The sequence below is a fragment of the Stenotrophomonas sp. Y-13 genome (assembly GCF_046267925.1).
Lineage (GTDB): Bacteria > Pseudomonadota > Gammaproteobacteria > Xanthomonadales > Xanthomonadaceae > Stenotrophomonas > Stenotrophomonas acidaminiphila_A.
The window spans coordinates 358861-384907 of the sequence record NZ_CP176501.1; the positions used below are offsets into that span (position 1 = coordinate 358861).

Sequence of the window (26047 nt, forward strand, 5' to 3'; positions counted from 1 at the left end):
ATGGCGCCGGTGCCGCGGCCAGGGCGAAAGTGTCGTCAAGGTCGCGCCTTTCACCCGGCTTCATCCATAGCCATTACAATGCGTCCCCTCCGCGACCCGGCAACAGCGCGTCCCGCGCCGGCCGCAGTCCGCGCCATTTCCCGCATGTCCACCACCGCCACGCCGCGCTTCCGCCAGGAAGTGCGCGCCACCGGGTTGCTCGCCCTGCCGCTGGTCCTGGGCCATGTTTCGACCGGCCTGATCGCCTTCGTCGACAACACCATCGCCGGCCACCACGGTACCGATACCTTCGCCGCGGTCAGTATCGGCACCGCATTGCTGTGGCTGCCGATGCTGGTGCCGATCGGCACCCTGATCTCGCTGACCGCCTCGGTGTCGCAGCTGCACGGCGCCGGCCGCGAGCGCGACATCGGCCCGCTGTTCCGCCAGGCGCTGTGGCTGGGCGTGGGCCTGAGCGCGCTGATGTTCGCTTTCCTCAGCGTGGTGCCGGCGTTCCTGCCCGCGTTCGGCATCGCCCCGGAGATCGTTCCCGGCGCCACCGGCTTCCTGCACGCGATCCGCTGGGGCGTGCCGGCGCTGACGCTCTATTTCTGCATGCGTTACCTGAGCGAGGGCATGCACTGGACGCTGCCGACCATGCTGCTCGGGTTCGGCGGGCTGCTGGTGCTGGGGCCGCTGGGCTATGCGCTGTGCAATGGCCGCTTCGGCTTTCCCGAAATGGGTGCCGAAGGCCTGGGTATCGCCTCGTCGGTGACGATGTGGCTGCAGGCGCTGTGTTTCGCCGGCTACCTGTGGAAGACCCGGCGTTTCGCCCACCTGCGGCTGTTCGGCCATTTCGAGCCGCCGCGCTGGCGCGCGATCTGGGACCTGCTGCGTACCGGCCTGCCGATCGGCATCACCGTGCTCATGGAAGGCGGCCTGTTCATCATCACCGCGCTGCTGATCGGCCGTATCGGCGCGGTCGAGGCCAGCGCCCACCAGATCGCCATCAACGTCGCCCAGCTGTGTTTCATGATCCCGATGGGCGTGGCCGAGGCCACCACCGTGCGCGTCGGCCATGCGGTGGGCGGCAACGATCCGCTGGGCGTGCGCCGCGCCACCTGGGCCGGCTACGCGATCGTGCTGGTCACGCAGCTGCTGTCGATCACCGTGCTGCTGCTGGGCCACGACGCGGTGGTACGCCTGTACACCGATGACCTGGCGGTGGCCGCGCTGGCCTCCACCCTGCTGCTGTACGCGGCGGCCTTCCAGTTCCCCGATGGCATCCAGGTGCTGTCGGCCGGCGCGCTGCGCGGGCTCAAGGACACGCGCGTGCCGATGTTCATCGCCATGTTCGCGTACTGGGGGCTGGGCATGCCGCTCGGCGCCGGCCTCGGCCTGGGCCTGGGCTGGGGACCGCAGGGCATGTGGATCGGCCTGATCATGGGCCTGACCGCCGCCGCGGTGCTGATGGGCTGGCGCCTGCGGATCAGCAGCCAGCGCCTGTTCCTCCAGCCGGCCCCCTGACTTGAAGCCCATGCCGGGTCCGCCGGTTATGGGTATCCTGCTTTGCAACAAGCCCCTTCCGGAGCGTCCATGAATCCCCCACCGCTGCCTCGCCGCAACCCCATCGCCCGCTTTTTCGTCGGGCTGTGGGACGTGATGAACTTCACCCGGCGGCTGATCCTCAACCTCGTGTTCTTCGGCCTGCTGTTCCTGGTGCTGATCGTGATGATGGTGGCGATGGGCAAGGGCGCATCGTCGGCCAAGATCCTGCAGGACCGCACCACCCTGGTGATCGCCCCGGAAGGCCGGCTGGTCGAGCAGTACAGCACCGATCCGGTGAGCCGCGCGCTGGCCAAGGCGGTGGGCGACAACAACGCCGAGGAGATCCAGCTGCGCGACCTGATCCGCGCCATCGAGGCCGCGCGCGACGACAAGAAGATCGAACGCGTGGTGCTGGAGCTGGACAAGCTGCAGCCCTCCGGCTTCGCCTCGATGCGCGAAGTGGCCGCCGCGCTGCAGGAACTGCGCGCCTCCGGCAAGCAGCTGGTGGCCTTCAGCGAGAACATGAACCAGTCGCAGTACCTGTTGGCCGCGCAGGCCGACGAGGTCTACCTGGACCCGATGGGCAGCCTGCTGCTCGAGGGGCTGGGCCGCTACCGCCAGTACTTCCGCAGCGGCCTGCAGGACAAGCTGGGCGTGGACGTGCACCTGTTCAAGGTGGGTGAGTACAAGTCGGCCGCCGAGCCCTACGTGCTCGATGCCGCCTCGCCGCAGGCCAAGGAAGCCGACCTGTTCTGGATGAACGACGTGTGGCAGCGCTACCTGGGCGACATCGCCAAGGCGCGCAAGCTCGACGCCGCGCAGCTGGCCGCCGGCATCGACACCCTGCCCGAGGGCATCGCCGCCGCCGGTGGCGACCTGGCGCGCTTCGCCCTGCAGCAGAAGCTGGTGGACGGGCTCAAGACCCGCGAGGAAGTGGAAACGCTGCTCACCCAGCGTGGCGTGGCCGACAGCGACGCCGAGGGCGGCTTCCGCCAGATCGCGCTGGGCGACTACCTGACCCAGGTCGATGCGCGCCGCTCGCCTATCGATCACCGTCCGCAGGTGGCGGTGGTGGTGGCCGAGGGCGAGATCGCCGGCGGCGACCTGCCGGCCGGCCGCGTTGGCGGCGTCTCCACCTCGGCGCTGCTGCGCGCCGCGCGCGACGACGACGACGTCAAGGCGGTGGTGCTGCGCGTGGATTCCCCGGGCGGCGAAGTCTTCGCCTCCGAGCAGATCCGCCGCGAGGTCGAGGCGCTCAAGGCCGCCGGCAAGCCGGTGGTGGTGTCGATGGGCGACCTGGCCGCGTCCGGCGGCTACTGGATCAGCATGAACGCCGACCGCATCTACGCCGACGAATCGACCATCACCGGTTCGATCGGCATCTTCGGCATGATTCCCAACTTCGCGCGCAGCCTGGACAAGATCGGCGTGCATACCGATGGCGTGGGTACCACCCGTTTCGCCGGCGCGTTCGACGTCACCCGGCCGATGGATCCGGCGGTGGGCCGCGTGGTGCAGTCGGTCATCGACAAGGGCTACGCCGACTTCACCGGCAAGGTGGCGCAGGCGCGCGACCGCGACGTGGATGCCATCGACGAGGTCGCGCGTGGCCGCGTGTGGAGCGGTGCGCAGGCCAAGGAACGCGGGCTGGTGGACGCGTTCGGTGGCCTCAAGGCCGCGATCGCCGATGCCGCCGGGCGCGCCAAGCTCGGCGAGCCGGACAAGTACCGGGTGAACTACATCGAGAAGGCAGCCACGCCGTTCGCGCAGTTCATGACCGGCTTCGCCGGCAGCCGCGCCGGCGCCTGGATGCTGTCCGATTCCAGCCTGGCGCGGTTGATGCTGGCGCGCACCCTGCCGGAAATGGACGCGCAGCTGCGCTTCGTCGAGGATGCGGTGAAGGACCGCAACGGCGCGCCGGTCAAGGCGCTGGCCTACTGCTTCTGCGGTCTGTAAGCGCCGCCACCGCGTGACCTGGCAACGCCGCCCCCGGGCGGCGTTGTCGTTTCAACCGTGTGGTGCGCGCGTGGCTACGGTGCGCGGCCGACCGGCCGTGCATGCATCCGTGCCCCGGCAGCCGCGACCGTATCGGCAGCGGTGCCGCCGGCCGGCGTCCGCGCGGGCAGGCCAGCGCGGTGCGGCACCGCGGCCTGGGGATCGGGCCGGCGCTCGGTCTCCGGCGGCTGCGGCCTGCCGCAACCGGCCAGCAGGGCCAGGGCCATCGGCAGCAGGCAATGACGGATGTCCATCGGCGTGCTCCTGTGCGGGCAGGCGTCCATCGTGACACACCGCCACGGCCGCAACCTGACCCGCGGCCGGCGCGGCGGTATCCTTCACCCATGAACACGAACCGCTGGCGGCTGGACGGACAGACCGCACTGATCACCGGCGCCAGCGCCGGCATCGGCCTGGCCATCGCGCGCGAACTGCTTGGATTCGGGGCCGACCTGTTGCTGGTGGCGCGCGATGCCGACGCGCTGGCGCAGGCGCGCGACGACCTGGCCGACGAATTCCCCGGCCGCGCCATCCACGGCCTGTCGGCCGACGTCGCCGACGACGAGGACCGCCAGGCGATCCTGGACTGGGTCGAAGACCATGGCGGGTTGAACCTGCTGGTCAACAACGCCGGCGGCAACATCACCAAGCCGGCCAACGACTACAGCGAGGACGAGTGGCGCGGGATTTTCGAGACCAACCTGTTCTCGGCGTTCGAGCTGTCGCGCTATGCCTACCCGCTGCTCACCCGCCACGCCGCGTCGGCCATCGTCAACGTCGGCAGCGTGTCCGGCATCACCCACGTGCGCAGTGGCGTGGTCTACGGCATGACCAAGGCGGCGCTGCAGCAGATGACCCGCAACCTTGCCTGCGAATGGGCCGAGGACGGCATCCGGGTGAACTCGGTGGCGCCGTGGTATATCCGCACCCGGCGCACCTCCGGGCCGCTGTCCGACGCCGACTACTACGACGAAGTGATCGCGCGCACGCCGATGCGCCGCATCGGCGAGCCGGAGGAAGTGGCCGCGGCGGTCGGCTTCCTGTGCCTGCCGGCGTCGAGCTATGTCACCGGCGAGTGCATCGCGGTGGACGGCGGCTTCCTGCGCTACGGGTTCTGAGCCGCGCCGGCGGCGTCAATGGCCGCCGCAATCGCGGTCCAGCCGTGCCTCGATGCCGCGCTGTTCCCGGGTGAGGGCCTGGCGTTCGCTCTGCAGCGCGCTGTTGTAGCGGCGCACCAGTTCCCAGCGACGGTCGCGCAGGCGCGCGCACACTTCCTGTTGTGGCAGCGGGTGACAGACATCGCGGACCCAGGTGCCGCTGGCGATGACGGCGCCGCCGGGGTGCGGGTGGCCGTGGCCGGGCCGTCCGCCCGCGACCATGCCGCCACCGGAAGCCGGTGGCGCGGTGCCGATGCGCCCGGGCGGGGGGTAGCCGCCGACCCACAGCGGCACCCAGCGCGGCGTGCCGAGACCGTCTTCGCTGGTGTAGCGCCCGCCATCCGGCGCGATGCACTCGTACAGGGGCTGCGGCGGCTGCACGGTGACGATGCGCACTTCGCGTTCCGGTGGCGGTGGCGCGGGCGCAGTGGCGGGCGCCAGCGCCGGCCGCGGCGGTGGATCCCGGGGGCGCTGCATGTCCAGCACCTGCTGCCGATGCGTACCGGCACACGGGGCGTCCTGCAGCGTGACCGCGCCATTGGCAGCCACGCAGCGGTAAATGCGCACGCTGTCGGCCGGCGGCGGCTCGGTGGCCATCGCCATGGCGGGCAGCAGGCCCAGGAACCCGGGCAGGAGCAGGCGGACGCGCATGCGGCCATGGTGCCGCATCTGGCGGACCGCGGGTAGGCGGGCGTTTCCGGTCGTGGTGGTGGGCGCCTGCCGCCCCCGGGACCCCGCGCCGGGTGGCTTACTCGCGCAGCACCTGGCCGGTGGCGGCGACGCGGATGCGGGTGGGTTGCGCCAGCCCGCCGGTGGCGCCATTGAGCAGCCCGTCGAGCTGCGCCAGCAGGGCCGGGTCGAGCTGGTCGCGGGCGCGTGCCGGAGGCTGCCCGGCGAGGTTGGCGCTGGTCGAGACCAGCGGGCCGCCCCAGGCCTGGCACAGGGCGTGTACCTGCGGATGCGCGCTGACCCGCACCGCGATGCCGCTGTGTTCGCCGGTGATCCAGCGCGGGGCGAGCGGCCCGGCCGGCACGATCCAGGTATGGGCCCCGGGCCAGCTGTCCAGCACCGCCTGGCGGCGGTCGTCGGCCAGCGCGTCCAGCCGCACCCAGCCTTGCAGCTGCGTCACGTCGGCGGCGACCAGGATCATGCCCTTCTCGACCGGCCGCTGCTTGAGCGCCAGCAGTTTCATCACCGCCGTTTCGTTGGCCGGGTCGCAGCCCAGGCCCCAGACCGCTTCGGTCGGATAGGCGATGACGCTTCCGGCGCGCAGCGCCGGGACCACGTTCTGCAGATCGAATTCAATCATCGGGGGTACCGTTGGCTACCGCGGCGGTGGCCGCGGGAACGCAGGGAGGCCAGACGCGCCAGACCGCCCGTGGGCGGCCTGGTACAGGTACGCGATTATCCCCCTGCCGGGGCGGCAGGGCGAGACGGCGCTCAGAACGGCGGCGCGTCGTCGGCCGCCGGTTTGCCCGCGGCCTTCACCACGGCTTTCTTGACGGCCTTCTTCGCCGTGGTCTTGGTGGCCGTGGCCTTCTTGGCCGCCGCCTTCCTGGCCGGTGCCTTCTTGGCGGCCGGCTTCTTCGGCGCGGCGTCCTTCTTCACCGTGGTCTTCTTGACGGCAGCCTTCTTGGCCGCGGCCTTCTTCGCGCCGAAGCCCTTGCGTGCCGGCTTGCCGGTCTCGGCCATCAGCTGCTGGACCTCGGCCAGGGTCAGCGAGGCCGGCTCGCGGTCCTTGGGGATCTTGCCATTGAGGGTGCCGTCGCTGATGTAGGGCCCGAAACGGCCGTTGAGCACCTGGATGTCCGAACCCTCGAACTCCTTGATGATGCGGTTGCGGGCGATCTCTTCCTTTTCCTCGATCAGGAACAGCGCGCGCGCCAGGTCGATCTTGTACGGATCGTCCTCCTTCTTCAGCGAGGCATAGGTGCTGCCGCGCTTGGCGAACGGGCCGAAGCGGCCGATGCCCACGCTCACTTCCTCGCCATTGGCGTCGGCGCCGAGCCTGCGCGGCATGTCGAACAGCTTCAGCGCGTCCTCCAGCGAGATGGAGTAGATGCTCTGGCCGGGCTGAAGCGAGGCGAACTTCGGCTTCTCCTCGTCATCCACGGTGCCGATCTGCACCATCGGCCCGAAGCGGCCGATGCGCGCGCTCACTTCCTTGCCGCTGCCCGGGTCGGTGCCGAGCACGCGCGCGCTGCCCGCGTCGGTGCGGTCCAGCGATTCGCTCTTGTCGCTGACCAGCTCCTTGAACGGGCCCCAGAAGCGCTCCATCAGCGGCACCCATTCCTCTTCGCCGCGCGACACCGCGTCCAGCTCGTCCTCGAGCCGGGCGGTGAAGTCGTAGTCGACGTAGCGGGTGAAGTGGCTGGACAGGAACTTGCTGACCGCGCGGCCGACGTCGGTGGGCTTGAAGCTGCGGCCTTCCATCTCGGCGTACTTGCGGAACAGCAGGGTCTGGATGATCGAGGCGTAGGTCGAGGGGCGGCCGATGCCGTATTCCTCCAGTGCCTTGACCAGCGCCGCTTCGGTGAAGCGCGGCGGCGGCTGGGTGAAATGCTGTTCGGCCCCGATGCGTTCCAGCGGCACGTTGTCGCCGGGTTTCATCGCCGGCAGCTTGCGGCCTTCGTCCTCGTCCTCGGCATTCCTGCTGTCCTTGCCTTCCTCGTAGACGGCCAGGAAGCCGGGCACCACCACGGTGGTGCCGCTGGCGCGGAACACGTGTTCGCTGCCGGCGGACAGGTCGACGCTGACCGTGTTGAGCGTGGCCGGGATCATCTGGCAGGCCACGGCGCGCTTCCAGATCAGCTCGTACAGCCGGCGCTCGTCGTCGGTCAGGAACCTGGCCACCTGCGCCGGTGTGCGCAGCGCCGAGGTCGGGCGCACCGCTTCGTGCGCTTCCTGGGCGTTCTTGCTCTTGGTGGTGTAGGTGTTGGGCTTGTCCGGCAGCGAGGCGGTGCCGTAGTCGCGGGCGATCACGTCGCGGATCTCGACCAGCGCGTCCTGCGACAGGTTCACCGAGTCGGTACGCATGTAGGAGATCAGGCCGACGGTGCCTTCCTCGCCGATCGCCACGCCTTCGTACAGCTTCTGCGCCACCTGCATGGTCTTGCGCGTGGTGAAGCCGAGCTTGCGCGAGGCTTCCTGCTGCAGGGTGGAGGTGGTGAACGGCGGCGCCGGGCGGCGCTTGCGCTCCTTGCTGGCGACGTCGGTGACGTGCAGGCGGCCCTGCGCGGCCTGCTGGATGCGCAGGCGCGCGGCCTCGGCGGTGTCGCCGTCGGTGATGGTGAACTGCTCGAACTTCTGCCCGTCCAGCTTGATCAGCTTGGCCGAGAAATGCTGGGTCGGATGCGCGCAGTCGGCCTGGATCGACCAGTACTCGCGGGCCTTGAACGCCTCGATCTCCTCTTCGCGCTCGACGATCATGCGCAGCGCCGGGCTCTGCACGCGGCCGGCGGACAGGCCGCGCTGCACCTTGCGCCACAGCACCGGGGAGAGGTTGAAGCCGACCAGGTAATCCAGCGCGCGCCGCGCCTGCTGGGCGTCGACCAGGTTGTCGGCGATGGCGCGCGGCTGCGCCATCGCCTCCTTGATCGCGCGCGGGGTGATCTCGGTGAAGACCACGCGCTGCATCGACTTGTCCTTCAGCAGCCCGCGTTCCTTCAGGATCTCGGCGATGTGCCAGCTGATGGCCTCGCCCTCGCGGTCCGGGTCGGTCGCCAGGAAGATGTCGTCGGCGCCCTTGGCGGCCTTGGCGATGGCCTCGACGTGCTTCTCGTTCTTCTCGATCAGGTCGTAGCGCATCGCGAAGCCGTGGTCCGGATCGACCGCGCCTTCCTTCGGGACCAGGTCGCGCACGTGCCCATACGAGGCCAGGACGGTGAAGTCCTTGCCGAGGTATTTGTTGATCGTCTTGGCCTTGGCGGGCGATTCGACGATGAGCAGGTGCTTGGGCATGTCAGTGGGTTCTTGCGGGGAGGGCGGGGCCCGGTGGGGGGCGCTAGGGTGGCGCAAACGCGCCCGATAGTGAAGCCGCGGGGCCGATGCGGAGATGCGCAACGCCCGGGCAGGGCCCGGGCGTTCAGCTTTCCTTGTCCAGAGAAATCACGGAGAGGCCGCCGTTGTCAAGCGGCGGCATGTGACTCAGCTGAAGTTGGAGGCGGCGATGCCGATGATCGCCAGCAGCGCGACGATGCCAACCAGCACCATCACGCCGAACAGCGACAGGATCACGATGGTCACCGTGCCCAGCCCGCGCTGCTGCCACTCCGGGTGGTCGGTGAAGGCCCATTTGTCCACCACCAGGGTGTCGCAGATCATGTCGTGCAGGCTCTGCTTGCGCTCGGTGAAGGCGGCCATCAGGTAGCCGATGCACAGGATCAGGCCGCTGAGCATGGCCGCGAAGTAGCGGCCGATGCCGCGGGCGATGGTGATCCGCTCGCCGTTGCTGCGCACCACCTTGATGCCCACCGCCATCTTGCCCAGGGTGGCCTTGCCGGACGAGGCATGGAAGACCGCGTAGTAGGCGGCGGCCAGGCCGATGGAGACCAGGTTGGTCAGCAGCTGGATCGCGATGAAGCCCGCGCCCATGGCGTCGCTGCCGCCGCCGATGCCGGCCATACCGATGCCCAGCACCATGCCGATGACCATCGCGATAACGCCGCCGACGATGCCCACGACCAGGCTGTCGATGAAATAGGCCGCCACGCGCTTCCAGAAGCCGGCGTAGACGATCTCGCCGCCGCCGACCACCGCTTCGCCGGTGGCGGCGCTGGTGGGCGCGGCATAGGGCGACTGGGCCGCCGCACTGGCCTTGGCGACGGCGCTGCCGTCCTCGATCGCCTGGTAGTCCGCGCGCAGGTCGATGCCGGTACCGGCGGCCGCCGGCACCAGCAGCTGCAGCTCCTCGGCCATCGCCGAGAGCGGCTGCCACTGCGACATGCCTTCGCGCCAGACCAGGCTGCCCAGGTCCAGCTCGTTCCTGCGGAACTTGTCGCGCAGCACGTCGGCTTCGACCGGCCCATGCCGCTCGCGCTGCGCATCGGCGTAATACCACTGACTCATCAATATTCCCCTGTGAAGTGTGTGCGTCCCGGCTCAGCCGCGGCACTGGGCTGGCAGATGTTCGTCCGCCACGTCGGACCGGCATGTCCAGGTGGCGGTCTGCGTATCGTAGTCGAGCCAGAGGTGCTTGCCGTCAAGCGCCTGCCTGCCGGGCACCTGGAAACGCGCCTCCACGCCGCAGTGGCCGTTCTCGAAACGGCCGATGCGCGCGCTTGCGACATCGCCGGCGGCGTAGCTTTCCGGGCTGTCGAAGCCGCTGTCGCCGTTGACCGGGCAGTGGCCGCTGGCGCTGGCGAACCGCGCCACGTCCTGGGTGAGTGGCTGCAGCTGCGCCCACGCCGCGGTCGCCTTCGCGCGGGTCAGGTAGCTGTTGTAGGCGGGTATGGCGATGGCGGCCAGAATGCCGCCGATCGCCAGCAGCGCGACGCCCGCAACCGCGGCGACGATGCCGGCCACGGCGCACCCGGACAGTCCGGGCCGTGGCGGCGCCGGAGCGACGATAGGTGCCTGTTGCACCGGCGGTGGCAGCGGCGGCGCGGAGGATTGGCCCGCGGGCATGTCCAGGCCGAGCTCGGCGGCGAAGTCGGCCAGTGGCCGCCAGTCGCTGGCGCCCTCGCGCCAGACCAGGGTGTCGCCGGCGATGCGGTTGGAGCGGAACAGCTCGACGATGCTCGCTGCGGGCAGGGGGCCGCGGCGTTCGCGGTTGCCCTCGGCATAGAACCACTGGCTCACGGGGGGCTCCTTGTGGCTGTCCAGGGTGGGGCGCGTCGTGGCGCGCGGGGGATGTCCTTTCCGCTGCCGGTGCCGGTTGGCCGCCCGCCATGCCGCCAGGAGTCCGGTGGCGGGGTCGTCAGCGCCGCGCGGGCGCTCACGGTGGCGCGCGATGCGCCACGCCGTCGATCCTCAGTGCAGCGGCTCGGGCTCGTCGACGAACATCTGCGTTTCCATCCACGCATAGGCGGCTTCCGCGCCTGGCTGGTTGAACAGCACCATCAGCACCACCCACTTGAGGTCGTCCAGGTCCAGTTCGTCCTGGTCCAGCGCCATCGCCCGGTCCAGCACCAGTTCGCGCTGGTCGGCATCGAGGATGCCGTGCTGTTCCAGGAACAGCAGGAACCCGCGGCTCTCCACGTCCAGCTTGTCCAGCTCCGGGCCATGGAAGATGCGTACCGGCCCGTCCACCCGCGCCTGGCCCACGGCCGGGCGCTGCTCGGCCAGGGCATCGAGCCAGTCGAAGGCCTTGCTGATCTCGGTGGGGCTGAAACCGGCCTGGATCAGGCCGTTCTGCAGGGAGTCGCGGTCTCGGATGAGATCGGCGTCCTCGCTGAAATAGTGTTCGAACAGATACAGCAGGACGTCCAGGATGCTCTCTTTCATTGCCTCGGCCTGCGCCATGCGGCGCTGTGGAGGTGAAGGAACCTCAGGTGCGGGTGTAGCAGCCGTATGCGGACGACACCTTCCCTTCCAGTTCCATGACCAGCAGCATGGATGACAGCCTGCTGGCCGTCAATCCAGTGCGCCTGATCAACGAATCCATACCGGTTGGGTCGTAACCCAGCGCATTCCACAAGCGCTGGTAGTCCGGGTCCGGTGGGGTGGGGGCCGGGCAAGGGCTGCCCGGGGCCTCAGGAATGGGGGTCAGCAACCGGTTTTGCAAGGCGCCCGCCAGTTCGCCGGCCAGATTGGCCACGCCTTCCATAATGTCCGCCGGTTGTGTCACCAGGATTGCACCGTCGCGTATCAGGCGATGGCAGCCGCACGCCATGGCGTTGCCGATCGATCCGGGCACCGCGAACACTTCACGACCGGCTTCGGCCGCCAGCCGCGCGGTGATCAGCGCGCCGGAGCGCGCGGCGGCTTCGACCACCACCGTACCCAGGCACAGCGCGGCGAGCAGCCGGTTGCGGGCGGGAAACTGGCCGTTGCGCGGTGGCGTGCCGGGTGGGTACTCGCTGACCACCGCTCCGGTCGCGGCGACCTGCTCTTGGAGCGGGGCATGGCGGCGTGGGTACGCCAGGTCCGGGCCGGTGCCGATCACCGCGAACGTGGCACCGCCGGCATCCAGCGCGGCGCGGTGGGCGGCGGCGTCGATGCCGGCGGCCAGGCCGCTGCCGATCGCCAGCCCGCCCGCCGACAGCTCGCGCGCGAACGCGTAGGCGTTGTCGCGGCCCCCCGCGCTGGGATTGCGGCTGCCGACGATGGCGATGGCCGGCTGCCACAGGCAGACCGGGTCGCCATCGACGAACAGGGCCAGCGGGGGATTCGGGCAACGCCGCAGCAGGGGCGGGTAGTCCTCATCGCCCCAGCCGAGCAGGTGGTGGCGCGGATGCTCCAGCCAGCGACGTGCCTGCGCCATGCGCGCCGGTGCCGGCGCGACCAGCGCCTGCGCCTGCTGCCGGTCCAGGCCGACGGCCTGCCACGCGGGGCGCCCGGCAGCCAGCGCGTGGCGTGCGCTGCCGCAGTAGTCGAGCAGATCGCGCAGCGGCCGGGCGCTGCCGCCGGCCAGCACCAGCGCCAGCAGCGCCTGGGCTTCGTCTGCGCACGCGCCGGCAGGGTCGGTAAAGGCGGGCATGCGCGGATGCTGGCCCGGAAACGACGACGGCGCCCTCGGGCGCCGTCGTGCTGCTGCATAGGATTACGCCGCGCCTACTGCGCGTCCGGATGCTTGAGCTCGTAACCCACGCGCGCCGGCTTGGTGCCTTCCATCACCAGCGCATAGCTGACCCGGTCGAAGGTGCGGAACACCATGGCGTGCGCGGCATACTCGGCCGGCAGCGACACGCGGCCAGCGCCGGGCTTGAGCCCGTCGTCGGTGCGCGACGTGGCCATGCCGGTCACGCGGTCGGTGACATGGCGGCCGCTGCGCCAGACCGAGAACACGGTGCCGTTGTCGATGCCGTCGCGGGCGCCGCCGGAAATGGCGATGACGTCGCGCGGACCGCCCGAGGTGAGGGCGTCGGCCACGGCCAGGACGCGCAGGTGGCCGTCCGCGATCGTCGCACTGGGGGCGTGCGGCACGAACTGCAGGTCGTAGGGGCTGGCCTGCACGGGGACCAGGCGGTCGCCGGCGCGCACTTCGCGGCCGCTGGCCTGCAGCAGCAGGGTGCTGGTCTCGTGCTCGCCGTTGCCGACGCGGGTGACCGTGCCGGTGGCGACCTGGGCCAGCTCGTAGCCCAGCAGTTCGTGGCGGTCGCTGCTGGCCACGTAGCTCCGCCACAGGTCGCCGGTGAACGGGGTCACGTTGCCGCGCTCGTCCAGGTCGTCGCTGGGCTTGGGCTGGCCATACCGCACCGTGGGCCGCAGCACGGCGTAGCGCTGGCCGGCCTGCGCGCCCTGCAGGCCGCGCACATAGGCCTGCTGCCCGGCGCTGGCGCGCATGCGGTTGTCTTCCAGGCCGACCACGTAGGGCAGCTGCTTGAAGCTGTCCATGACGGTCAGGTTCTTCAGGAACGGTTCAACCTGCGCCAGCGGGATCGCGTTGATCGGCGCTTCGTCGCGCTTGCCCGGCTGGATGCTGCCCTGCGGCGTCACCCGGTCCAGGTAGGCCAGGCTCAGCACGTCGCCCGGGTAGATCAGGTGCGGATTCTTGACCTGCGGGTTGGCCTGCCAGATTTCCGGCCAAAGCCACGGCTTCTTCAGGAAACGGGCGGCGATATCCCAGAGCGTGTCGCCCTTGCGCACCACGTAGGTGTCCGGATGGGTGGCGCCCGTCTCGACCGCCACGGCATAGGTCGTCACGGTCAGCAACGCGACGGCGGCGACCGTACGTATTTGTTTCAGCATGGCTGCGATCTGCCTGATTCCCCAACAGGTTCGCGCACTATAGTGCAGAACCCGGGGCGCGGGGCAAGCGCAGGCGCTAGAATTGGGACGTCCTGCCGAATTGTGCGGCATCCCCATTCCGGTGCACCCCATGGCCCTCCTGCCCATTCTCGAATTCCCCGACCCGCGGCTGCGCACCAAGGCGGTCCCGGTCGACCCTGCCGAAGTGACCACCCCGGCGTTCCAGCAGCTGCTCGACGACATGTTCCAGACCATGTACGACGCCCCCGGCATCGGCCTGGCCGCCAGCCAGGTGGACGTGCACAAGCGTTTCATGGTGATCGACGTCAGCGAGGAGCACGACGCGCCGCAGGTGTTCATCAACCCGCAGATCGCCAGCGCCAGCGAAGGCGGCCGGGTCTACCAGGAAGGCTGCCTGTCGGTGCCCGGCATCTATGCCGACGTGACCCGTGCCGACAGCATCGTGGTGCGTTTCCTCGACCGCGAGGGCAAGGCGCAGGAACTGGCGGCCGATGGCCTGCTGGCCACCTGCATCCAGCACGAGATGGATCACCTGGACGGCAAGCTGTTCATCGATTACCTCTCGCCGCTCAAGCGCGAGATGGTGCGCAAGAAGCTGGCCAAACAGCGCAAGCACGTCGCCTGAGCCGCGCCCCCGGCCTGGCCGGGCGCGCACCAGCGCAGCGCACGGCGCCGACCCCGGCGCCGTCGTTCTTTCCGGGAGTTGGATTGCCATGAGAATCGTTTTTGCCGGTACGCCGGAGTTCGCCGTCGCCTCGCTCGGCGCGGCCGCGCGCCACCACGAGGTGGTCGCGGTCTACACCCAGCCCGATCGCCCGGCCGGCCGCGGCCGTGGGCTGATGCCGTCGCCGGTCAAGCTCGATGCCATCGCCCGCGGCATTCCGGTGTTCCAGCCGGAGAGCCTGAAGACTCCCGAGGCCCAGCAGCAACTGCGCGACCTGCAGCCGGACCTGATGGTCGTGGTCGCCTACGGCCTGATCCTGCCCAGGGCGGTGCTCGCCATCCCCACCCATGGTTGCTGGAACGTGCACGCCTCGCTGCTGCCGCGCTGGCGTGGCGCGGCGCCGATCCAGCGGGCGATCGAGGCTGGCGACAGCGAGACCGGGGTCTGCCTGATGCAGATGGAAGCCGGGCTGGATACCGGGCCGGTGCTGTTGCGCCAGCACACCGCCATTGCCGACACCGATACCGGCGGCCTGCTGCACGACCGCCTGGCCGAGATGGGCGCGCGGGTGCTGTCCGATGGCCTGGGGCTGCTGCGCGCGGGCCTCAAGCCGGTGGCGCAGCCGCAGCCCGAGGCCGGGGTCACCTATGCGCACAAGCTCGACAAGGCCGAGGCGCGGCTGGACTGGAGCCAGGACGCCGCGGCGCTGGCGCGGCGGGTGCGCGCCTTCAACCCGTGGCCGGTGGCCGAGGCCATGCTGGCTGGCGAGCGCGTGCGCATCCACGGCGCGGTGGCCATCGACGACAACCGCGGCAAGGCGCCAGGCACGGTGATCGGCGCCTCCCGCGAGGGCATCGACATTGCCTGCGGGCAGGGTGCCCTGCGCCTGCGCGTGGTGCAGCGCGAGGGCGGCAAGGCGATCACCGCCGCCGACTACCTCAATGCCCGCCGCGACCTGCCGGTGGAGGGCTGAGCGGATGGTGGTTTCGGTATCCGGGCCGCGGAAGGGCGGCGTCGTGCAACAACCGGGCGTGCAGACGCGCGTGCTGGCGGCCAAGGTGCTGGCGGCGGTGGCCGGCCGCGGCCGTTCGTTGAAGGCCGAGCTGGCGGCGATGCTGCCGCAGCTGGACGATGGCCGTGACCGCGCCCTGCTGGAGGCGATCTGTTTCGCCGCGCTGCGTCGCCACGCCCTCTACGAACAGGCGCTGCGGCAATGGCTGCAGAAGCCCCTGGGCGCGCGCGATGCCGACCTGAAGGGGCTGCTGCTGGCCGGCTTCGCGCAGCTCGATGCGTTGCAGCTGCCGGCCCATGCGGCGCTGTCGGCCACGGTGGACGCGGCGCGCGCGCTCGGACGCGAGCGCCAGGCCGGGCTGGTCAACGCGGTGCTGCGCCGGGCGCAACGTGAAGGTTTCCCCGAGGTCCGTGCCGAGGACGCATGGCCGGTCTGGCTGCAGGAGCATGTGCGCCGCGACTGGCCGGCGCAGGCCGAGGCGGTGTTCGCCGCGAGCCTGCGGCCAGCGCCGCTGTGGCTGCGGGTCAACCGCCAGCGCCATGCGCGCGACGCCTATCTCGCCCTGCTGCACGAGGCCGGTATCGAAGCGGAAGGGTCGGCCCTGGCCGCCGATGCGATCCGCCTGCCGGTCGCGGTGCCGGTCGCCAGCCTGCCGGGTTTCGGCGAGGGCGCGGTGTCGGTGCAGGACCTGTCGGCGCAGCAGGTGGCCGACGCGCTGGCGCCCGCGCGCGGCGCGCGGGTACTGGACGCCTGCGCCGCCCCGGGTGGCAAGGCGGCGCACCTGCTGGAACGTGATCCCGGCCTGCGGCTGCTGGCGCTGGACGTGGACGCGCGGCGCCTGCAGCGCATCCGCGAGACCTTCAACCGTACCGGGGTCGGTGCGTCGGCGCAGGTGCGGGCGGCGGACGCGGCCGATTGCGGCGCATGGTGGGACGGCGAGCCGTTCGATGCGGTGCTGCTGGATGCCCCGTGTTCGGCCACCGGCGTGGTCCGTCGCCAGCCCGACGTGCTGCTGCACCGGCGCCCCGCCGACATCGACGCGCTGGTCGCCCAGCAGGCGCGGCTGCTCGATGCGCTGTGGCCGGTGGTGGCGCCCGGCGGCGTGCTGGTGTACGCCACCTGCTCGATCCTGCGTCGCGAGAACCAGCAGCAGATCGCGTCCTTCCTGGCGCGGACGGCCGATGCGCGCATCGACGCGCTGCCGGACGCGTTTGGCCATGGCGATGCCGGGACGCGGCAGCGCCTGCCCGGTGAACAGGATGGCGATGGCTTCTTCCATGCGCGGCTGCTGAAGCGCGGCTAGCCGGGCCCGGCCCGGGCTTGTTGAATGTGTTCATCATCACGGAACGCGCATTTACATTCGCTTTCCAGTCGCCGTGCAATGCTTGTGAAGAAGTGTGCGGGCCCTGTGAAACCCCGCCCAGCCAGGCAACCAGAGTTGCGTGACGCTGGGGCGGGGGTTGCCTGGTCCGCGCGCGCAGGCCGGCGGGCGTTGCCTGCTGCGCCGCAGTCCGTTTCCCCGAATGCAGAAGTGCCTCCCATGTCTCGGCCCTCCAGCGAACTGCCGATATACGTCATCAACCTGCCCGCATCCGCCGACCGGCGGGCATCGATGCAGCGCCAGGCGGCCGCGCTGGGGCTGCGGTTCCGCTTTTTCGAGGCGGTGAACGGGCGCCAGCCGCATCCCCTGTTCGCGCATGTGGCCGAAAAGAAGCGGCTGCTGCGCAAGGGCAGGCCGTTCCGCCCCGGGGAGATCGGCTGCTGGGCCAGCCACTACCTGCTCTGGCAACGCTGCGTGGAAAGCGGGCAGCCGATGCTGGTGCTGGAAGACGACATCGCGATCGACGCGCGCCTGCCCGCGCTGCTGGCCGACCTGGATCAGCTGCCGCAGGATGTCGGGTACTTCCGCCTGCATGCCGCCGACCGGGCCAGCGAGCCCTGGTGCCGCGTCGGCGGTTTCGTCCTCCACCGTTACTGGCGCAGCCCACTGTGCACCTTCGGCTACTACCTGGCCCCGGCGGCGGCGGCGCGGTTCCTGGAGCATGCGGACGAGTGGTTCGTCGCGGTCGACGACTACATGGACCTGGCCTGGCTGCACGGCGTGGAATGCCTGGGCCTGAAGCCGGGGCTGGTCAGCAGCGACGAGAGCTTCGAGTCGATCATCCAGGCCCGCACCGGGGAGAAGGAACCGGTGGGGCCGTGGCGCTGGCTGGCCCGGGAGGGTTACCGCCTGAAGCTCGACGTGCGCTGGTTCCTGCACAACCTGCCCGGGCGCGTCCGCCCCCGCGCGGCGTCCTGACCCCGGCCGCGCCGCGCGCTGTCCTGCCGGCGGCCGGCCGTCAGCGGCCGCGCCTGCGGCCGAACAGGATGCTGGCCGCGCGCTCGTAGCGCTTCCACCACGGCGCATCGCCGCGCAGCGCCAGCGATGCGTAGCGTTTGCGTTCCTTGCGCGTCGGTGCGGGCTTGGTGCGGTACTCGGTCTTGCTCAGCACGCAGCAGTTGTCGTCCAGCCCGCTGCGCCAGGCGTAGTGGCGGACGATCCCGTAGTTGCGCAGGCCGTTGAGGTGCAGCGATGCCGGCTGCTGGCGGGTCGCCCACCAGCCGTTGCTGCCGTGGGTCCGGTATTCGACGCAGCCGGTGGGCAGGTAGTACTTGCGCGCGCCTAGGATGCTGGCGCCGTGGACCAGGCAGGCATCGGCGCACAGCTTCCACTGTTTGCGGAAGCTGGGTGGCAGGTCCAGCACGGTGTCCGCCCAGCGCCGGCGCAGCGAGAGCGCCGAGGTCGGGGCGCCGTACCAGGTGACGAAGAAGTAGGTGCTGATCGCGGTGTAGCCCAGGTCGATCGGGCTCTTGCTGTCCTCGTACAGGATGTCCTGGTTGTCGATGCCGAAGGTCTGCAGGTCGCTGAACACGAAATCGACATCGCGCCGCGCATCGTAGACCGCGCCGATCTGCTCCAGGTACCGCGGTTTCCAGCGGTCGTCGGCGTCCAGGAAACAGACCACGTCGGCGCTGGCGGCGGCCACGCCGCGCTGGAACGCGGCCAGCTGCCCCGCGTTCTCGCCGAACAGCAGGGTCACCCGCGGATCGGCACCGTAGCGCTGCTGCAGCATCGCCGGCGAGCCGTCGCTGGAACCATCGTCGACGACGATGACCTGCGCGGCCGGCCGCGTCTGCGCAAGCGCGCTCTCCACCGCCTCCACCACGAACGGGAGGTAGTTGTAGCTGGTGATGACGACCGAGAATGTGGTGGCCGTGGTACTCATGCCGCCAGCACCTGGCGGAAGTAGGCGATGGTTTCCCTGAGGCCGTCGTCCAGCGCCACTTTCGGTTCCCAGTCCAGGCTGGACCGGGCCAGGGCGATGTCCGGCTGGCGCTGCCTGGGGTCGTCCTCCGGCAGCGGCTGGAACACCAGCCTGGAGCGGCCGCCGACCAGCGAGATCACCTTTTCGGCCAGTTCCAGCATGGTGAACTCACCGGGGTTGCCGATGTTGACCGGCCCGGTGAAGCCGCGCTCGCTTTCCATCATGCGCAGCATGGCCTCGATCAGGTCGTCCACGTAGCAGAAGCTGCGGGTCTGGCTGCCGTCGCCGTAGATGGTGATGTCCTCGCCCTTGAGCGCCTGCACGATGAAGTTGCTGACCACCCGGCCGTCGCTGGGATGCATGCGCGGGCCGTAGGTGTTGAAGATGCGCACCACCTTGATGTCCAGCCCGTGCTGGCGGAAGTAGTCGAAGAACAGCGTCTCTGCGCAGCGCTTGCCCTCGTCGTAGCAGCTGCGCATGCCGATCGGATTGACCCGGCCCCAATAACCTTCCTGCTGCGGGTGTACTTCCGGGTCGCCGTAGACCTCGCTGGTGGACGCCTGCAGGATGCGTGCGTCCAGGCGCTTGGCCAGGCCCAGCATGTTGATCGCCCCGTGCACGCTGGTCTTGGTGGTCTGCACCGGGTCGTGCTGGTAATGAACCGGCGAGGCCGGGCAGGCGAGGTTGAAGATGCGGTCGACCTCGACGTAGAGCGGGAACGTCACGTCGTGGCGCATCAGCTCGAAGCCGGGGTTGCCCAGCAGGTGCGCGACGTTGCGCTTGCTGCCGGTGAAGAAGTTGTCGACGCACAGCACGTCGTGGCCGTTGCCGACGAGCCGGTCGCACAGGTGCGAACCGAGGAAGCCGGCGCCGCCGGTGACCAGGATGCGTTTCATGGGGAGGTATCACCGGAAGGACGGCCTGTTAAGGCGAATGATACAGGCGTGATATCGTCCACCGGTTACCGAAGTCGCGGGTCGCATGCACGGATTCAGGGGCCGTGGAAGGGTTCGGCAGCGTTTCTGGTAGGGAATGATTCATGGCCTCGGCCCCAGAGTGACAGGGATGGCACGCAATCTGACGTATACCGAAACCGCTGCGCTCGAGCGGCCGGACGCATTGGGCATGCTGGCTTCGGCAGGGCTGTTCCTGCTGCCGGCGGCGCTGGTGAGTACGCCGGTCAATGTGCTGCCGTTCGCCATGGTGCTGCTGGCGACCAGCGCGTGGGGGTTCTCGCGGCTGTGGCGCGTGCGCACCGGTGTCGTCGGCGGCCTGCTGCTGGCCCTGGCCCTGGCGGCGCTGGTCTCCGCACTGGTGTCGTCGTTGCATTCGGTGGGGATGTTCAGGGACGAGGGCTACCGTACCCGCTTCCTGGCCATGCCCTGGGTGCTGCTCTGGGTGTACGCCTTGCGTCCCCGCCAGGAAATGTTGTGGCGGGGCGCGCTGTTCGGCCTGTTCGCGACCCTGGCCATCGCCGTTTACCAGGTGACCCATGGCTGGGCGCGGGCCGAGGCCTGGACCAACGCCATCGTGCTGGCCGACGTCACCCTGGTGCTGATGATCGTACTGGTGTTCTGCCGCCCGCCCGGGCGCTGGGGCTGGATCGCGCTGGGCATGGCGGCCGGCGGCACGGTGATCCTGCTCAGTGGCAGCCGGGGCGTATGGCCGGCGCTGCTTGCGCTGCTGGTGGCGATGGCGCTGTCGATCCGCCGTGGCAGCGGGCGCCTGCGCCTGGCCTGGCTGGGCGGGCTGCTGCTGGTCGCGGCAACCCTGGTGCTGGCGGTCCCGCAGCTGCGCGAGCTGACCCGCCTGAGCGAGCTGCACAGCGACGTGCAGCGCATCGAGGCCGGGGATGTGGATTCGTCGGCCGGCGCACGCCTGGAGCGGCTGCAGGTGGCATGGGACACGTTCCGCGAGCACCCGTGGACGGGCGTGGGTATCGGCAGGTTCGATACCGCCATGCAGCGCCTGCCGGAGTGCCGCCTGCCGCAGGCGGTGGAGGCGCGCTGCCATCTGGGGCATGCGCACAACGACGTTGCCGAATGGGGCGCGACCCAGGGCATCCCGGGCCTGCTGTTGCTGCTGTGCATCTATGGCCTGCCGCTGTGGATCTTCATCCACCTGCACCGCCACAGCGGCATCGGTGGGTTCCGTGGCCCCGCCGCGGCCGGGGTGATGCTGGTGGTCGCCTACCTGCTATGTGGGGTCACCCAGTCGATGTTCGCCCACCAGATAACCGTGAGTACCTACGCCACCCTGGTGGGGGTACTGGCCGGCCTGTCGCTGGTGACGGCCTCCGCGCGCTACCGCCCGCAGGACGGGCAGCGCCAGGCCGGGCAGCGCCAGAGTGGGCGCCGGCAGCCCGTTCAGGGCTGATCGCGCGGCGGATCGGCCACGTTCCGGCCGTTCTGCAGCAGCCACAGCATGATGGTCTTCTGCCGCACGTAGTTGGCGCGCACGTAGGCGTACACCAGGCCGTGCCAGCCGTCGCGGAAGCCGCCGCGCAGCAGCCAGCCGCGCCAGAAGCGCCACGCCGGCGCCAGCACCAGCTTGCCCAGGGTAGCGCGCTTGCCGCGGGCGAACTCGTGCTCGGCCATCATCCGTGCGTAGCGCTGGGTCTTGGCCAGCTGCTGCTCGAATGAGCGGTAGGGGTAGTGGACCAGGTCGCCGCGCAGCGTGCGCACCGGGCCATCGACAGTGGCCGCCTCGTGGATCTCGCGCGCGCCGCGCCAGCCGCCGCGGCGGCGGTCGAACAGGCGCAGCACGCGGTCGGGGTAAGCGTTGCCATGGCGCAGGAACCGGCCGAAATATTCGGACAGGCGGGCGAACCGGTAGCCGGCCGCGCCGTTGAATCCGGTGTCGCGCGCCTGCTCGATGGCGTGCCGCAGTTCGGGGCTTACCCGCTCGTCGGCGTCCAGGCACAGCACCCAGTCGTGGCGGGCCTGCTCCACGCAGTGCGCCTTCTGGCTGCGGAATCCGTCGAACGCGCGCTGCAGCACCCGCGCGCCGGCCGCTTCGGCGATGGCCACGGTGGCGTCGCTGGAGTACGAGTCCACCACCACGATCTCGTCGCAGAAGGCCAGCGAGGCCAGGCAGTCGCCGATGCGTGCGGCTTCGTTGAACGCGATAATGCAGGCCGTGATGCGAGGCCGTTCGGTGGGAGCGGTCGAAGAGGACATGGTGATGGCCGGATACCTGCTGTTTGCGACGGAGCGCTACGCGCTGCCTATTCTCGCGCCTCTGGCGCAGGCGTTGCACGCGGGCGGCCATGCGGTCGCGGCCTGGTTCGAGGGCGGTGCCGCCGGGGCGACCCTGGAGGGGGTGCCGTCGATCGGGCTGCAGCAGGCGCTGGCGATGCGGCCGCGCGCGGTGCTCAGCGCGGCCAACTGGGTGCCGCCGTTCGTGGCCGGGGCCAAGGTGCAGCTGTTCCATGGTTTCAACGTGCAGAAACGCGAGGATGCCCGTGGCCATTTCCGCGTGCGCGGCCTGTTCGACCTGTACTGCACGCAGGGACCGGCGACGACGCGGCCGTTCCAGGAACTGGCCACGCGCGAGCGCCACTTCGTGGTGCAGGAAACCGGCTGGCCGAAACTCGACCCGCTGTTCCGCGATGATGGCGGGCAGGCCGCCGCCCTGCGCGCAGCGGCCGCCGACCGCGCGGTGGTGCTGTTCGGCTCCACCTTCACCGAGCGCCTCAGTGCCGCCCCGCACCTGTACGACAGCATCGCCGCCGACATCGCCGCGGGCGGGCGCTACTGGCTGCTGACCCTGCACCCCAAGTGCGCGCCGGAACTGTTCGAGCGTTACCGCGCGCTGGCCGGCGACAATGCCCGTTTCATCGAGCCCGAACAGGTCATGGCCGCGCAGCGCGCCGCCGACGTGCTGGTTTCGGATACGTCGTCGATCGTTTCGGAGTTCGTCGTCCAGCACAAGCCGGTGGTGACCTTCCGCAACCGCGTGCCGCAGCCGCACATGCTCGACTTCGACGATCCGCGGCAACTGCCGGACATGCTGGCGCGTGCACTGTCGCCGGAGCCGGCCTTGCTGGCCGAGATCGTCCGCTATGCCGATTCGATCCATCCGTATCGTGACGGGCGCTCGGCGGAGCGGGTGATCGCCGCCACCGAGGACTTCATCGCCGGCCGCCTCGGCACGCCCGGGCGCAAGCCACTGGGCGCGCTGTGGCGCGGCCTGCAGATCCGCCGCGAGCTGGGCTACTGGGGGCCGTCGCGGTCGTAGCGCCCCGGTCTCCGCCGCGCGGCGCCCTTACCAGCGCAGCCGGCGCCGCGCCATCTCCTGCCCCAGCTGCTCCATCAGTTCGCGGGCGCGCGCTGCTTCCAGGAAGTGCAGCCGCAGCGGCGGCGAGCCGGAGGCGCCGGCGGTATCCAGGGTGAGGGTGGCGGTGCCGAAGCAGTGGTCCAGCGGCGAGCGGTCCAGGCGCAGCGCCTGCAGCTTGTCCAGCTCGGCCACCCGCCACCAGCGGCTCCACCAGCCACCGCGTATCGCGACCCGGCGCGAGTCGATGCTGTAGCCCATGCGCGCGACCTGGCGATGCGCATGCAGCGCGGACCAGGGCAGCCACAGCAGCGGCAGCAGGCCCCAGGCACCAAACTGGCGGCAGCCCAGCGCGGTCACCGCGGCAACGGTCACCAGCGCCGGCAGGCACAGGCGCCACCAGCCGCGCATCGACACCGCCTGCCATCGTGCCGGCGGCCACTGCACCGCGGGCAACAGGTGCTGCAGCAATGCGTCGCAGGCCGCGGGCGCGGCCACCGGTACCAGCTCCTTCAGGGCCCGGCCCTGCTGCTCCTGGCCACCGCCGCTGGCGATGTCCACGCGCAGTTGGCGACGCCCGAACAGGCGATGCAGCATGCCTTCGCGCAGGGTCCAGGCCTGGATCCGGCGCTGCGCGACGCTGCTGCGCGAGCGGCTGAGCAGGCCGCGTTCGACGGTCAGCCGGCGCTCGGCCTCGCTGAGGCGGAAGCCGTGGTGCTGCACAATCGCCAGGGCAATGGACATCAGCGCCATCAGCAGCAGCCCGGCCACCAGGACGAGCGCGACGGTGCCGGCCAGCGGCACCGCGCCCAGCTGCAGCTGGCTGGCATAGCCGACCGCCTGCCGGCCCTGGTCGCGGACGAATTCCTCCGCGACATCGCGCGGGAACATCTGCCAGATGGCGCCGCAGGCGGCCGCGGCCACCACCAGGGCGCGGTTGGAGATCAGTCCCAGCCGCACCAGTTCCGGCAGCGGCAGTTCGAGCAGCGGGGCCGGAGCGGCGGGCTCGCTGTCCGCGGCCGCCGGCGCGCTTTCGCCGCGCTGGCGGATGAGGCGTTCCAGCTCCAGCGCCTGCGCCAGCCGCAGCACCCGCATCTGCGCCTCGGGCTTGTCGCCGGCGGCCGACTCCAGGCGCAGCTCGGCCACGCCGAACAGGCGGTGCAGCAGGTTCTGGTGGACCACCACGTTGTGGATGCGCGCGAACGGGATTTCGCGGCGGGTGCGCTCGAGGATGCCACTGCGCACGGTCAGCGCATCGCTGCCGATCCGGTAGCGGTAGGTCAGGTACTGCAGCAGCGCGCTGCCGGTCATGGCCAGCAGTACCGCGAGGGTGACCAGGTGGAACGGCCATTCGCCGTCCTGGCGGCGGCTGCCGAAGAACAGCAGGGCCACCAGCGGCAGCAGGAACTGCTGCAGGTGCTGCTGCAGTTCGAACAGCCACGACCAGGGGTGCAGGCGCTGGTCCGGTGCGTCGTCCGCGCTGTCGGGCATGTTCACAGCGCGTCGTCGTGGTCGAGTTGGCGGGCCAGCCGGTCGCGCAGGTGCTCGGCGTCCTCCTGCGCCAGCCCGGCGATGGCGACGGTGTTCATCCGCGTGCCCGCGGTATGCACGACCAGCGTTGCCAGGTTGGCGGCGCGCTGCAGGGGGCCGCGGCGCAGGTCCAGGTGCTGCACGCGCGACACCGGTACATGGCTCTCGCTCTGCCACAGGTGGCCGCGGCGCACGCCCAGCGCCTGCGGATCCAGCCGCCAGAACGTGCGGCGATGCCGGCGCCAGCCGATCCAGGCACCGCCCAGCAAGCCGGCAACGGCGGCGACCAGCACGCTCGGCAGCCACCAGGGGTTGCGCAGCACCAGCGACAGCACGCCGCTGGCCAGCAGCAGCACCAGCATCGATGCCAGCCCCGCGCCGATCGCGGCGAACGGCGCGCCGCGCGCCGGCAGCGGTTGCCAGTCGGCGGTGGTGGAAGGCGGGGTGGGGAGCTCGGGAGGTTCGATCATGGCGCGACCATACAGGCACCCCGGGAGGTCCGTCATCCGGACGCCGCGGCCGTGCCTACTGCGCCGACATGATCAGCGCGTCGACGTCCAGGTGGTGGCCGGCGCGCGCGGCCTTGGTGCGCAGGTACTGCTCGTTCTCGGCGGTGATCTCGCCGGTCACCGGGATGCTGCCCAGCACCTCGATGCCGGCATTGCGCAGGTGCTGCACCTTGGTGGGGTTGTTGGTCAGCAGCTGGATGCGCTGCACGCCCAGCCCGCGCAGCATGGCGATGGCGCTGCCGTAGCGGCGCTCGTCGGCGCCGAAGCCCAGCTGCGCGTCGGCGTCGATGGTGTCCAGCCCCTCGTGCTGGTAGCCATACGCGCGCATCTTGGCGGCGATGCCGGTGCCACGGCCTTCCTGGTCCAGGTACAGCAGGATGCCGCCGCCCAGTTCCTTCAGCGTGCGCAGGGCGCGCCGCAGCTGGTCGCCGCAGTCGCACTTGAGCGAACCGAACAGGTCGCCGGTCAGGCACGAGGAATGCACGCGCACCGGCACCACGCCCTGCAGGTCGGGGCTGCCGACGATCACCGCGACCTGGTCGCGCTGCGCCACCCCGCCGCGGAACACCGCGAACTCGGTCATGCCAACATCGCGCAGCGGCACCGGCGAGCGGGTCACCAGCTCGTAGTCCTGGCCGGCCTGGGCGGCGCCGCAGCGCAGGTCGTCCAGCGCCAGGTGCAGGCAAGCGTCGAATGCCGTGTCCCCGGCATGCAGGGTGGTCGATACCAGCGCCGGCAGCAGCAGGCCCAGGCGCGCTACTTCCACGGCCGCCGCATCCAGGGCGTCGCCCTCGCTGGGGAGGCCGTCCGGCGAGGGCGTGTCGCGCAGGTAGGCCAGTGCCGCCAGGGCCTCGAAGCCTTGCCCGGCCAGCGCGATGCGGATGCCGTGGGCGCTGTCGATGCCCAGCGTGCGCGCGCGCGGCGTGGTCAGGAACAGGTAATGGCGGTCGTCCGCGGCCTGCGCGAACGCGGCGAAGCCGGCCGGCGAGGCGCTGTCCAGCGCCATCGTGGCGAGGCGGCGGTCACCCTCGGTGATCACCACCGGTCGCCCTGCGCGCAGTTCGGCGGCGGCGCGCTCGCAGCGGATCGCCGCGGTCTCGCCAAAGCAGGGGAGGGCGGCGGCGGGAAGGGGGGAGGTGGCGTTCATCGGCAACCTAATGGGGTCGGCACCCGTGGATTCAATCGATCACCGGGGTGACGCA

Annotated in this window: 24 protein-coding genes; 9 read left to right on the top strand and 15 right to left on the bottom strand. The window is 70.6% G+C overall.

Going from position 1 to position 26047, the window contains the following annotated elements; all coding sequences use genetic code 11:
* Positions 1 to 144 precede the first annotated feature (144 nt).
* Together ACJ7VY_RS01500 and sppA are read left to right on the top strand one after the other, a co-directional pair.
* The gene (locus ACJ7VY_RS01500; protein WP_312347751.1) at positions 145 to 1506 is read left to right on the top strand and encodes an MATE family efflux transporter; all 1362 of its coding nucleotides are present in this window, start codon (positions 145 to 147) and stop codon (positions 1504 to 1506) included.
* 69 nt (positions 1507 to 1575) lie between these two features.
* Positions 1576 to 3483: a signal peptide peptidase SppA gene (sppA, locus tag ACJ7VY_RS01505; RefSeq protein ID WP_240212859.1), complete on the top strand. Its 1908-nt coding sequence runs from the start codon at positions 1576 to 1578 to the stop codon at positions 3481 to 3483.
* 74 nt (positions 3484 to 3557) lie between these two features.
* On the opposite strand, the gene ACJ7VY_RS01510 is transcribed toward sppA, so the two are convergent.
* Positions 3558 to 3776: a hypothetical protein gene (locus tag ACJ7VY_RS01510; protein WP_409476224.1), complete on the bottom strand. Its 219-nt coding sequence runs from the start codon at positions 3774 to 3776 to the stop codon at positions 3558 to 3560.
* A gap of 90 nt (positions 3777 to 3866) precedes the next feature.
* Here ACJ7VY_RS01510 and ACJ7VY_RS01515 point away from each other — a divergent pair, with 90 nt between their 5' ends.
* The gene (locus ACJ7VY_RS01515) at positions 3867 to 4640 is read left to right on the top strand and encodes an SDR family oxidoreductase (protein WP_104937836.1); all 774 of its coding nucleotides are present in this window, start codon (positions 3867 to 3869) and stop codon (positions 4638 to 4640) included.
* 15 nt (positions 4641 to 4655) lie between these two features.
* On the opposite strand, the gene ACJ7VY_RS01520 is transcribed toward ACJ7VY_RS01515, so the two are convergent.
* The 8 genes from ACJ7VY_RS01520 to ACJ7VY_RS01555 form a co-directional block, all read right to left on the bottom strand.
* Positions 4656 to 5330, bottom strand: a complete 675-nt coding sequence (locus ACJ7VY_RS01520) for a DUF4124 domain-containing protein (protein ID WP_409476225.1) — start codon at positions 5328 to 5330, stop codon at positions 4656 to 4658.
* Between the two features lie 97 nt (positions 5331 to 5427).
* Positions 5428 to 5988, bottom strand: coding sequence for a Sua5/YciO/YrdC/YwlC family protein (locus ACJ7VY_RS01525; protein WP_409476226.1), 561 nt, complete (start codon positions 5986 to 5988; stop codon positions 5428 to 5430).
* Positions 5989 to 6119: 131 nt separating this feature from the next.
* Positions 6120 to 8639, bottom strand: coding sequence for a DNA topoisomerase I (locus ACJ7VY_RS01530; RefSeq protein ID WP_240212861.1), 2520 nt, complete (start codon positions 8637 to 8639; stop codon positions 6120 to 6122).
* A gap of 186 nt (positions 8640 to 8825) precedes the next feature.
* The gene (locus tag ACJ7VY_RS01535; RefSeq protein WP_409476227.1) at positions 8826 to 9746 is read right to left on the bottom strand and encodes an RDD family protein; all 921 of its coding nucleotides are present in this window, start codon (positions 9744 to 9746) and stop codon (positions 8826 to 8828) included.
* 33 nt (positions 9747 to 9779) lie between these two features.
* Complete coding sequence (locus ACJ7VY_RS01540) at positions 9780 to 10478, bottom strand: pilin (RefSeq protein WP_409476228.1); 699 nt, start codon at positions 10476 to 10478, stop codon at positions 9780 to 9782.
* Positions 10479 to 10649: 171 nt separating this feature from the next.
* On the bottom strand, positions 10650 to 11123 hold the full coding sequence (locus tag ACJ7VY_RS01545; RefSeq protein WP_054668528.1) for a DUF494 family protein: 474 nt from the start codon (positions 11121 to 11123) through the stop codon (positions 10650 to 10652).
* 43 nt (positions 11124 to 11166) lie between these two features.
* On the bottom strand, positions 11167 to 12318 hold the full coding sequence (gene dprA, locus ACJ7VY_RS01550) for a DNA-processing protein DprA (RefSeq protein ID WP_409476229.1): 1152 nt from the start codon (positions 12316 to 12318) through the stop codon (positions 11167 to 11169).
* Positions 12319 to 12392: 74 nt separating this feature from the next.
* Entirely contained in the window at positions 12393 to 13529 is a 1137-nt protein-coding gene (locus ACJ7VY_RS01555; protein WP_313256469.1) for a LysM peptidoglycan-binding domain-containing protein, read from the bottom strand.
* 130 nt (positions 13530 to 13659) lie between these two features.
* Between ACJ7VY_RS01555 and def the strand changes: the two genes are divergently transcribed.
* From def to ACJ7VY_RS01575, 4 genes are all read left to right on the top strand, one after another.
* Positions 13660 to 14175, top strand: a complete 516-nt coding sequence (def, locus tag ACJ7VY_RS01560; RefSeq protein WP_104937844.1) for a peptide deformylase — start codon at positions 13660 to 13662, stop codon at positions 14173 to 14175.
* Positions 14176 to 14263: 88 nt separating this feature from the next.
* Entirely contained in the window at positions 14264 to 15187 is a 924-nt protein-coding gene (fmt, locus tag ACJ7VY_RS01565; RefSeq protein WP_104937845.1) for a methionyl-tRNA formyltransferase, read from the top strand.
* Between the two features lie 43 nt (positions 15188 to 15230).
* On the top strand, positions 15231 to 16529 hold the full coding sequence (gene rsmB / locus ACJ7VY_RS01570; RefSeq protein WP_409476230.1) for a 16S rRNA (cytosine(967)-C(5))-methyltransferase RsmB: 1299 nt from the start codon (positions 15231 to 15233) through the stop codon (positions 16527 to 16529).
* Between the two features lie 237 nt (positions 16530 to 16766).
* On the top strand, positions 16767 to 17525 hold the full coding sequence (locus ACJ7VY_RS01575) for a glycosyltransferase family 25 protein (RefSeq protein WP_409476231.1): 759 nt from the start codon (positions 16767 to 16769) through the stop codon (positions 17523 to 17525).
* A 40-nt stretch (positions 17526 to 17565) separates the two neighbouring features.
* Here the strand turns inward: ACJ7VY_RS01575 and ACJ7VY_RS01580 are convergent, their stop codons facing one another.
* Together ACJ7VY_RS01580 and ACJ7VY_RS01585 are read right to left on the bottom strand one after the other, a co-directional pair.
* Entirely contained in the window at positions 17566 to 18492 is a 927-nt protein-coding gene (locus ACJ7VY_RS01580; RefSeq protein WP_409476232.1) for a glycosyltransferase family 2 protein, read from the bottom strand.
* The gene (locus ACJ7VY_RS01585; protein WP_161614173.1) at positions 18489 to 19427 is read right to left on the bottom strand and encodes a UDP-glucuronic acid decarboxylase family protein; all 939 of its coding nucleotides are present in this window, start codon (positions 19425 to 19427) and stop codon (positions 18489 to 18491) included. Before ACJ7VY_RS01585 ends, ACJ7VY_RS01580 begins: the two co-directional genes overlap by 4 nt.
* Before the next feature lie 229 nt (positions 19428 to 19656).
* Here ACJ7VY_RS01585 and ACJ7VY_RS01590 point away from each other — a divergent pair, with 229 nt between their 5' ends.
* On the top strand, positions 19657 to 20907 hold the full coding sequence (locus ACJ7VY_RS01590) for an O-antigen ligase family protein (protein ID WP_409476233.1): 1251 nt from the start codon (positions 19657 to 19659) through the stop codon (positions 20905 to 20907).
* Here the strand turns inward: ACJ7VY_RS01590 and ACJ7VY_RS01595 are convergent.
* Complete coding sequence (locus tag ACJ7VY_RS01595) at positions 20898 to 21710, bottom strand: glycosyltransferase family 2 protein (protein WP_313250012.1); 813 nt, start codon at positions 21708 to 21710, stop codon at positions 20898 to 20900. The genes ACJ7VY_RS01590 and ACJ7VY_RS01595 overlap by 10 nt on opposite strands.
* Before the next feature lies 1 nt (position 21711).
* On the opposite strand from ACJ7VY_RS01595, the gene ACJ7VY_RS01600 reads away from it, so the two are divergent.
* A complete protein-coding gene (locus ACJ7VY_RS01600) occupies positions 21712 to 22770 on the top strand; it encodes a CDP-glycerol glycerophosphotransferase family protein (protein WP_313250026.1) in 1059 nt (352 codons plus the stop codon).
* A 27-nt stretch (positions 22771 to 22797) separates the two neighbouring features.
* Here the strand turns inward: ACJ7VY_RS01600 and ACJ7VY_RS01605 are convergent, their stop codons facing one another.
* Genes ACJ7VY_RS01605 through ribA form a run of 3 tightly spaced genes read right to left on the bottom strand, consistent with a single transcriptional unit; the run spans position 22798 to position 25992 of the window.
* The gene (locus ACJ7VY_RS01605) at positions 22798 to 24297 is read right to left on the bottom strand and encodes a PH domain-containing protein (RefSeq protein ID WP_409476234.1); all 1500 of its coding nucleotides are present in this window, start codon (positions 24295 to 24297) and stop codon (positions 22798 to 22800) included.
* Between the two features lie 2 nt (positions 24298 to 24299).
* On the bottom strand, positions 24300 to 24806 hold the full coding sequence (locus ACJ7VY_RS01610) for a PH domain-containing protein (RefSeq protein ID WP_312347781.1): 507 nt from the start codon (positions 24804 to 24806) through the stop codon (positions 24300 to 24302).
* A gap of 55 nt (positions 24807 to 24861) precedes the next feature.
* On the bottom strand, positions 24862 to 25992 hold the full coding sequence (gene ribA, locus ACJ7VY_RS01615) for a GTP cyclohydrolase II RibA (protein WP_313250016.1): 1131 nt from the start codon (positions 25990 to 25992) through the stop codon (positions 24862 to 24864).
* Positions 25993 to 26047: the final 55 nt, after the last annotated feature.

Excerpts from the sequence above, each read along its gene's own strand:
- fmt (WP_104937845.1), top strand. The coding sequence starts at position 14,264 with ATGAGAATCGTTTTTGCCGGTACGCCGGAGTTCGCCGTCGCCTCGCTC.
- dprA (WP_409476229.1), bottom strand. The coding sequence starts at position 12,318 with ATGCCCGCCTTTACCGACCCTGCCGGCGCGTGCGCAGACGAAGCCCAG.
- ACJ7VY_RS01525 (WP_409476226.1), bottom strand. The coding sequence starts at position 5,988 with ATGATTGAATTCGATCTGCAGAACGTGGTCCCGGCGCTGCGCGCCGGA.
- ACJ7VY_RS01580 (WP_409476232.1), bottom strand. The coding sequence starts at position 18,492 with ATGAGTACCACGGCCACCACATTCTCGGTCGTCATCACCAGCTACAAC.
- ACJ7VY_RS01535 (WP_409476227.1), bottom strand. The coding sequence starts at position 9,746 with ATGAGTCAGTGGTATTACGCCGATGCGCAGCGCGAGCGGCATGGGCCG.
- ACJ7VY_RS01585 (WP_161614173.1), bottom strand. The coding sequence starts at position 19,427 with ATGAAACGCATCCTGGTCACCGGCGGCGCCGGCTTCCTCGGTTCGCAC.
- ACJ7VY_RS01510 (WP_409476224.1), bottom strand. The coding sequence starts at position 3,776 with ATGGACATCCGTCATTGCCTGCTGCCGATGGCCCTGGCCCTGCTGGCC.
- def (WP_104937844.1), top strand. The coding sequence starts at position 13,660 with ATGGCCCTCCTGCCCATTCTCGAATTCCCCGACCCGCGGCTGCGCACC.
- ribA (WP_313250016.1), bottom strand. The coding sequence starts at position 25,992 with ATGAACGCCACCTCCCCCCTTCCCGCCGCCGCCCTCCCCTGCTTTGGC.
- ACJ7VY_RS01605 (WP_409476234.1), bottom strand. The coding sequence starts at position 24,297 with ATGCCCGACAGCGCGGACGACGCACCGGACCAGCGCCTGCACCCCTGG.
- ACJ7VY_RS01500 (WP_312347751.1), top strand. The coding sequence starts at position 145 with ATGTCCACCACCGCCACGCCGCGCTTCCGCCAGGAAGTGCGCGCCACC.
- ACJ7VY_RS01555 (WP_313256469.1), bottom strand. The coding sequence starts at position 13,529 with ATGCTGAAACAAATACGTACGGTCGCCGCCGTCGCGTTGCTGACCGTG.
- ACJ7VY_RS01515 (WP_104937836.1), top strand. The coding sequence starts at position 3,867 with ATGAACACGAACCGCTGGCGGCTGGACGGACAGACCGCACTGATCACC.
- ACJ7VY_RS01595 (WP_313250012.1), bottom strand. The coding sequence starts at position 21,710 with ATGTCCTCTTCGACCGCTCCCACCGAACGGCCTCGCATCACGGCCTGC.
- ACJ7VY_RS01575 (WP_409476231.1), top strand. The coding sequence starts at position 16,767 with ATGTCTCGGCCCTCCAGCGAACTGCCGATATACGTCATCAACCTGCCC.
- ACJ7VY_RS01530 (WP_240212861.1), bottom strand. The coding sequence starts at position 8,639 with ATGCCCAAGCACCTGCTCATCGTCGAATCGCCCGCCAAGGCCAAGACG.
- sppA (WP_240212859.1), top strand. The coding sequence starts at position 1,576 with ATGAATCCCCCACCGCTGCCTCGCCGCAACCCCATCGCCCGCTTTTTC.
- ACJ7VY_RS01520 (WP_409476225.1), bottom strand. The coding sequence starts at position 5,330 with ATGCGCGTCCGCCTGCTCCTGCCCGGGTTCCTGGGCCTGCTGCCCGCC.
- ACJ7VY_RS01590 (WP_409476233.1), top strand. The coding sequence starts at position 19,657 with ATGCTGGCTTCGGCAGGGCTGTTCCTGCTGCCGGCGGCGCTGGTGAGT.
- ACJ7VY_RS01610 (WP_312347781.1), bottom strand. The coding sequence starts at position 24,806 with ATGATCGAACCTCCCGAGCTCCCCACCCCGCCTTCCACCACCGCCGAC.
- ACJ7VY_RS01545 (WP_054668528.1), bottom strand. The coding sequence starts at position 11,123 with ATGAAAGAGAGCATCCTGGACGTCCTGCTGTATCTGTTCGAACACTAT.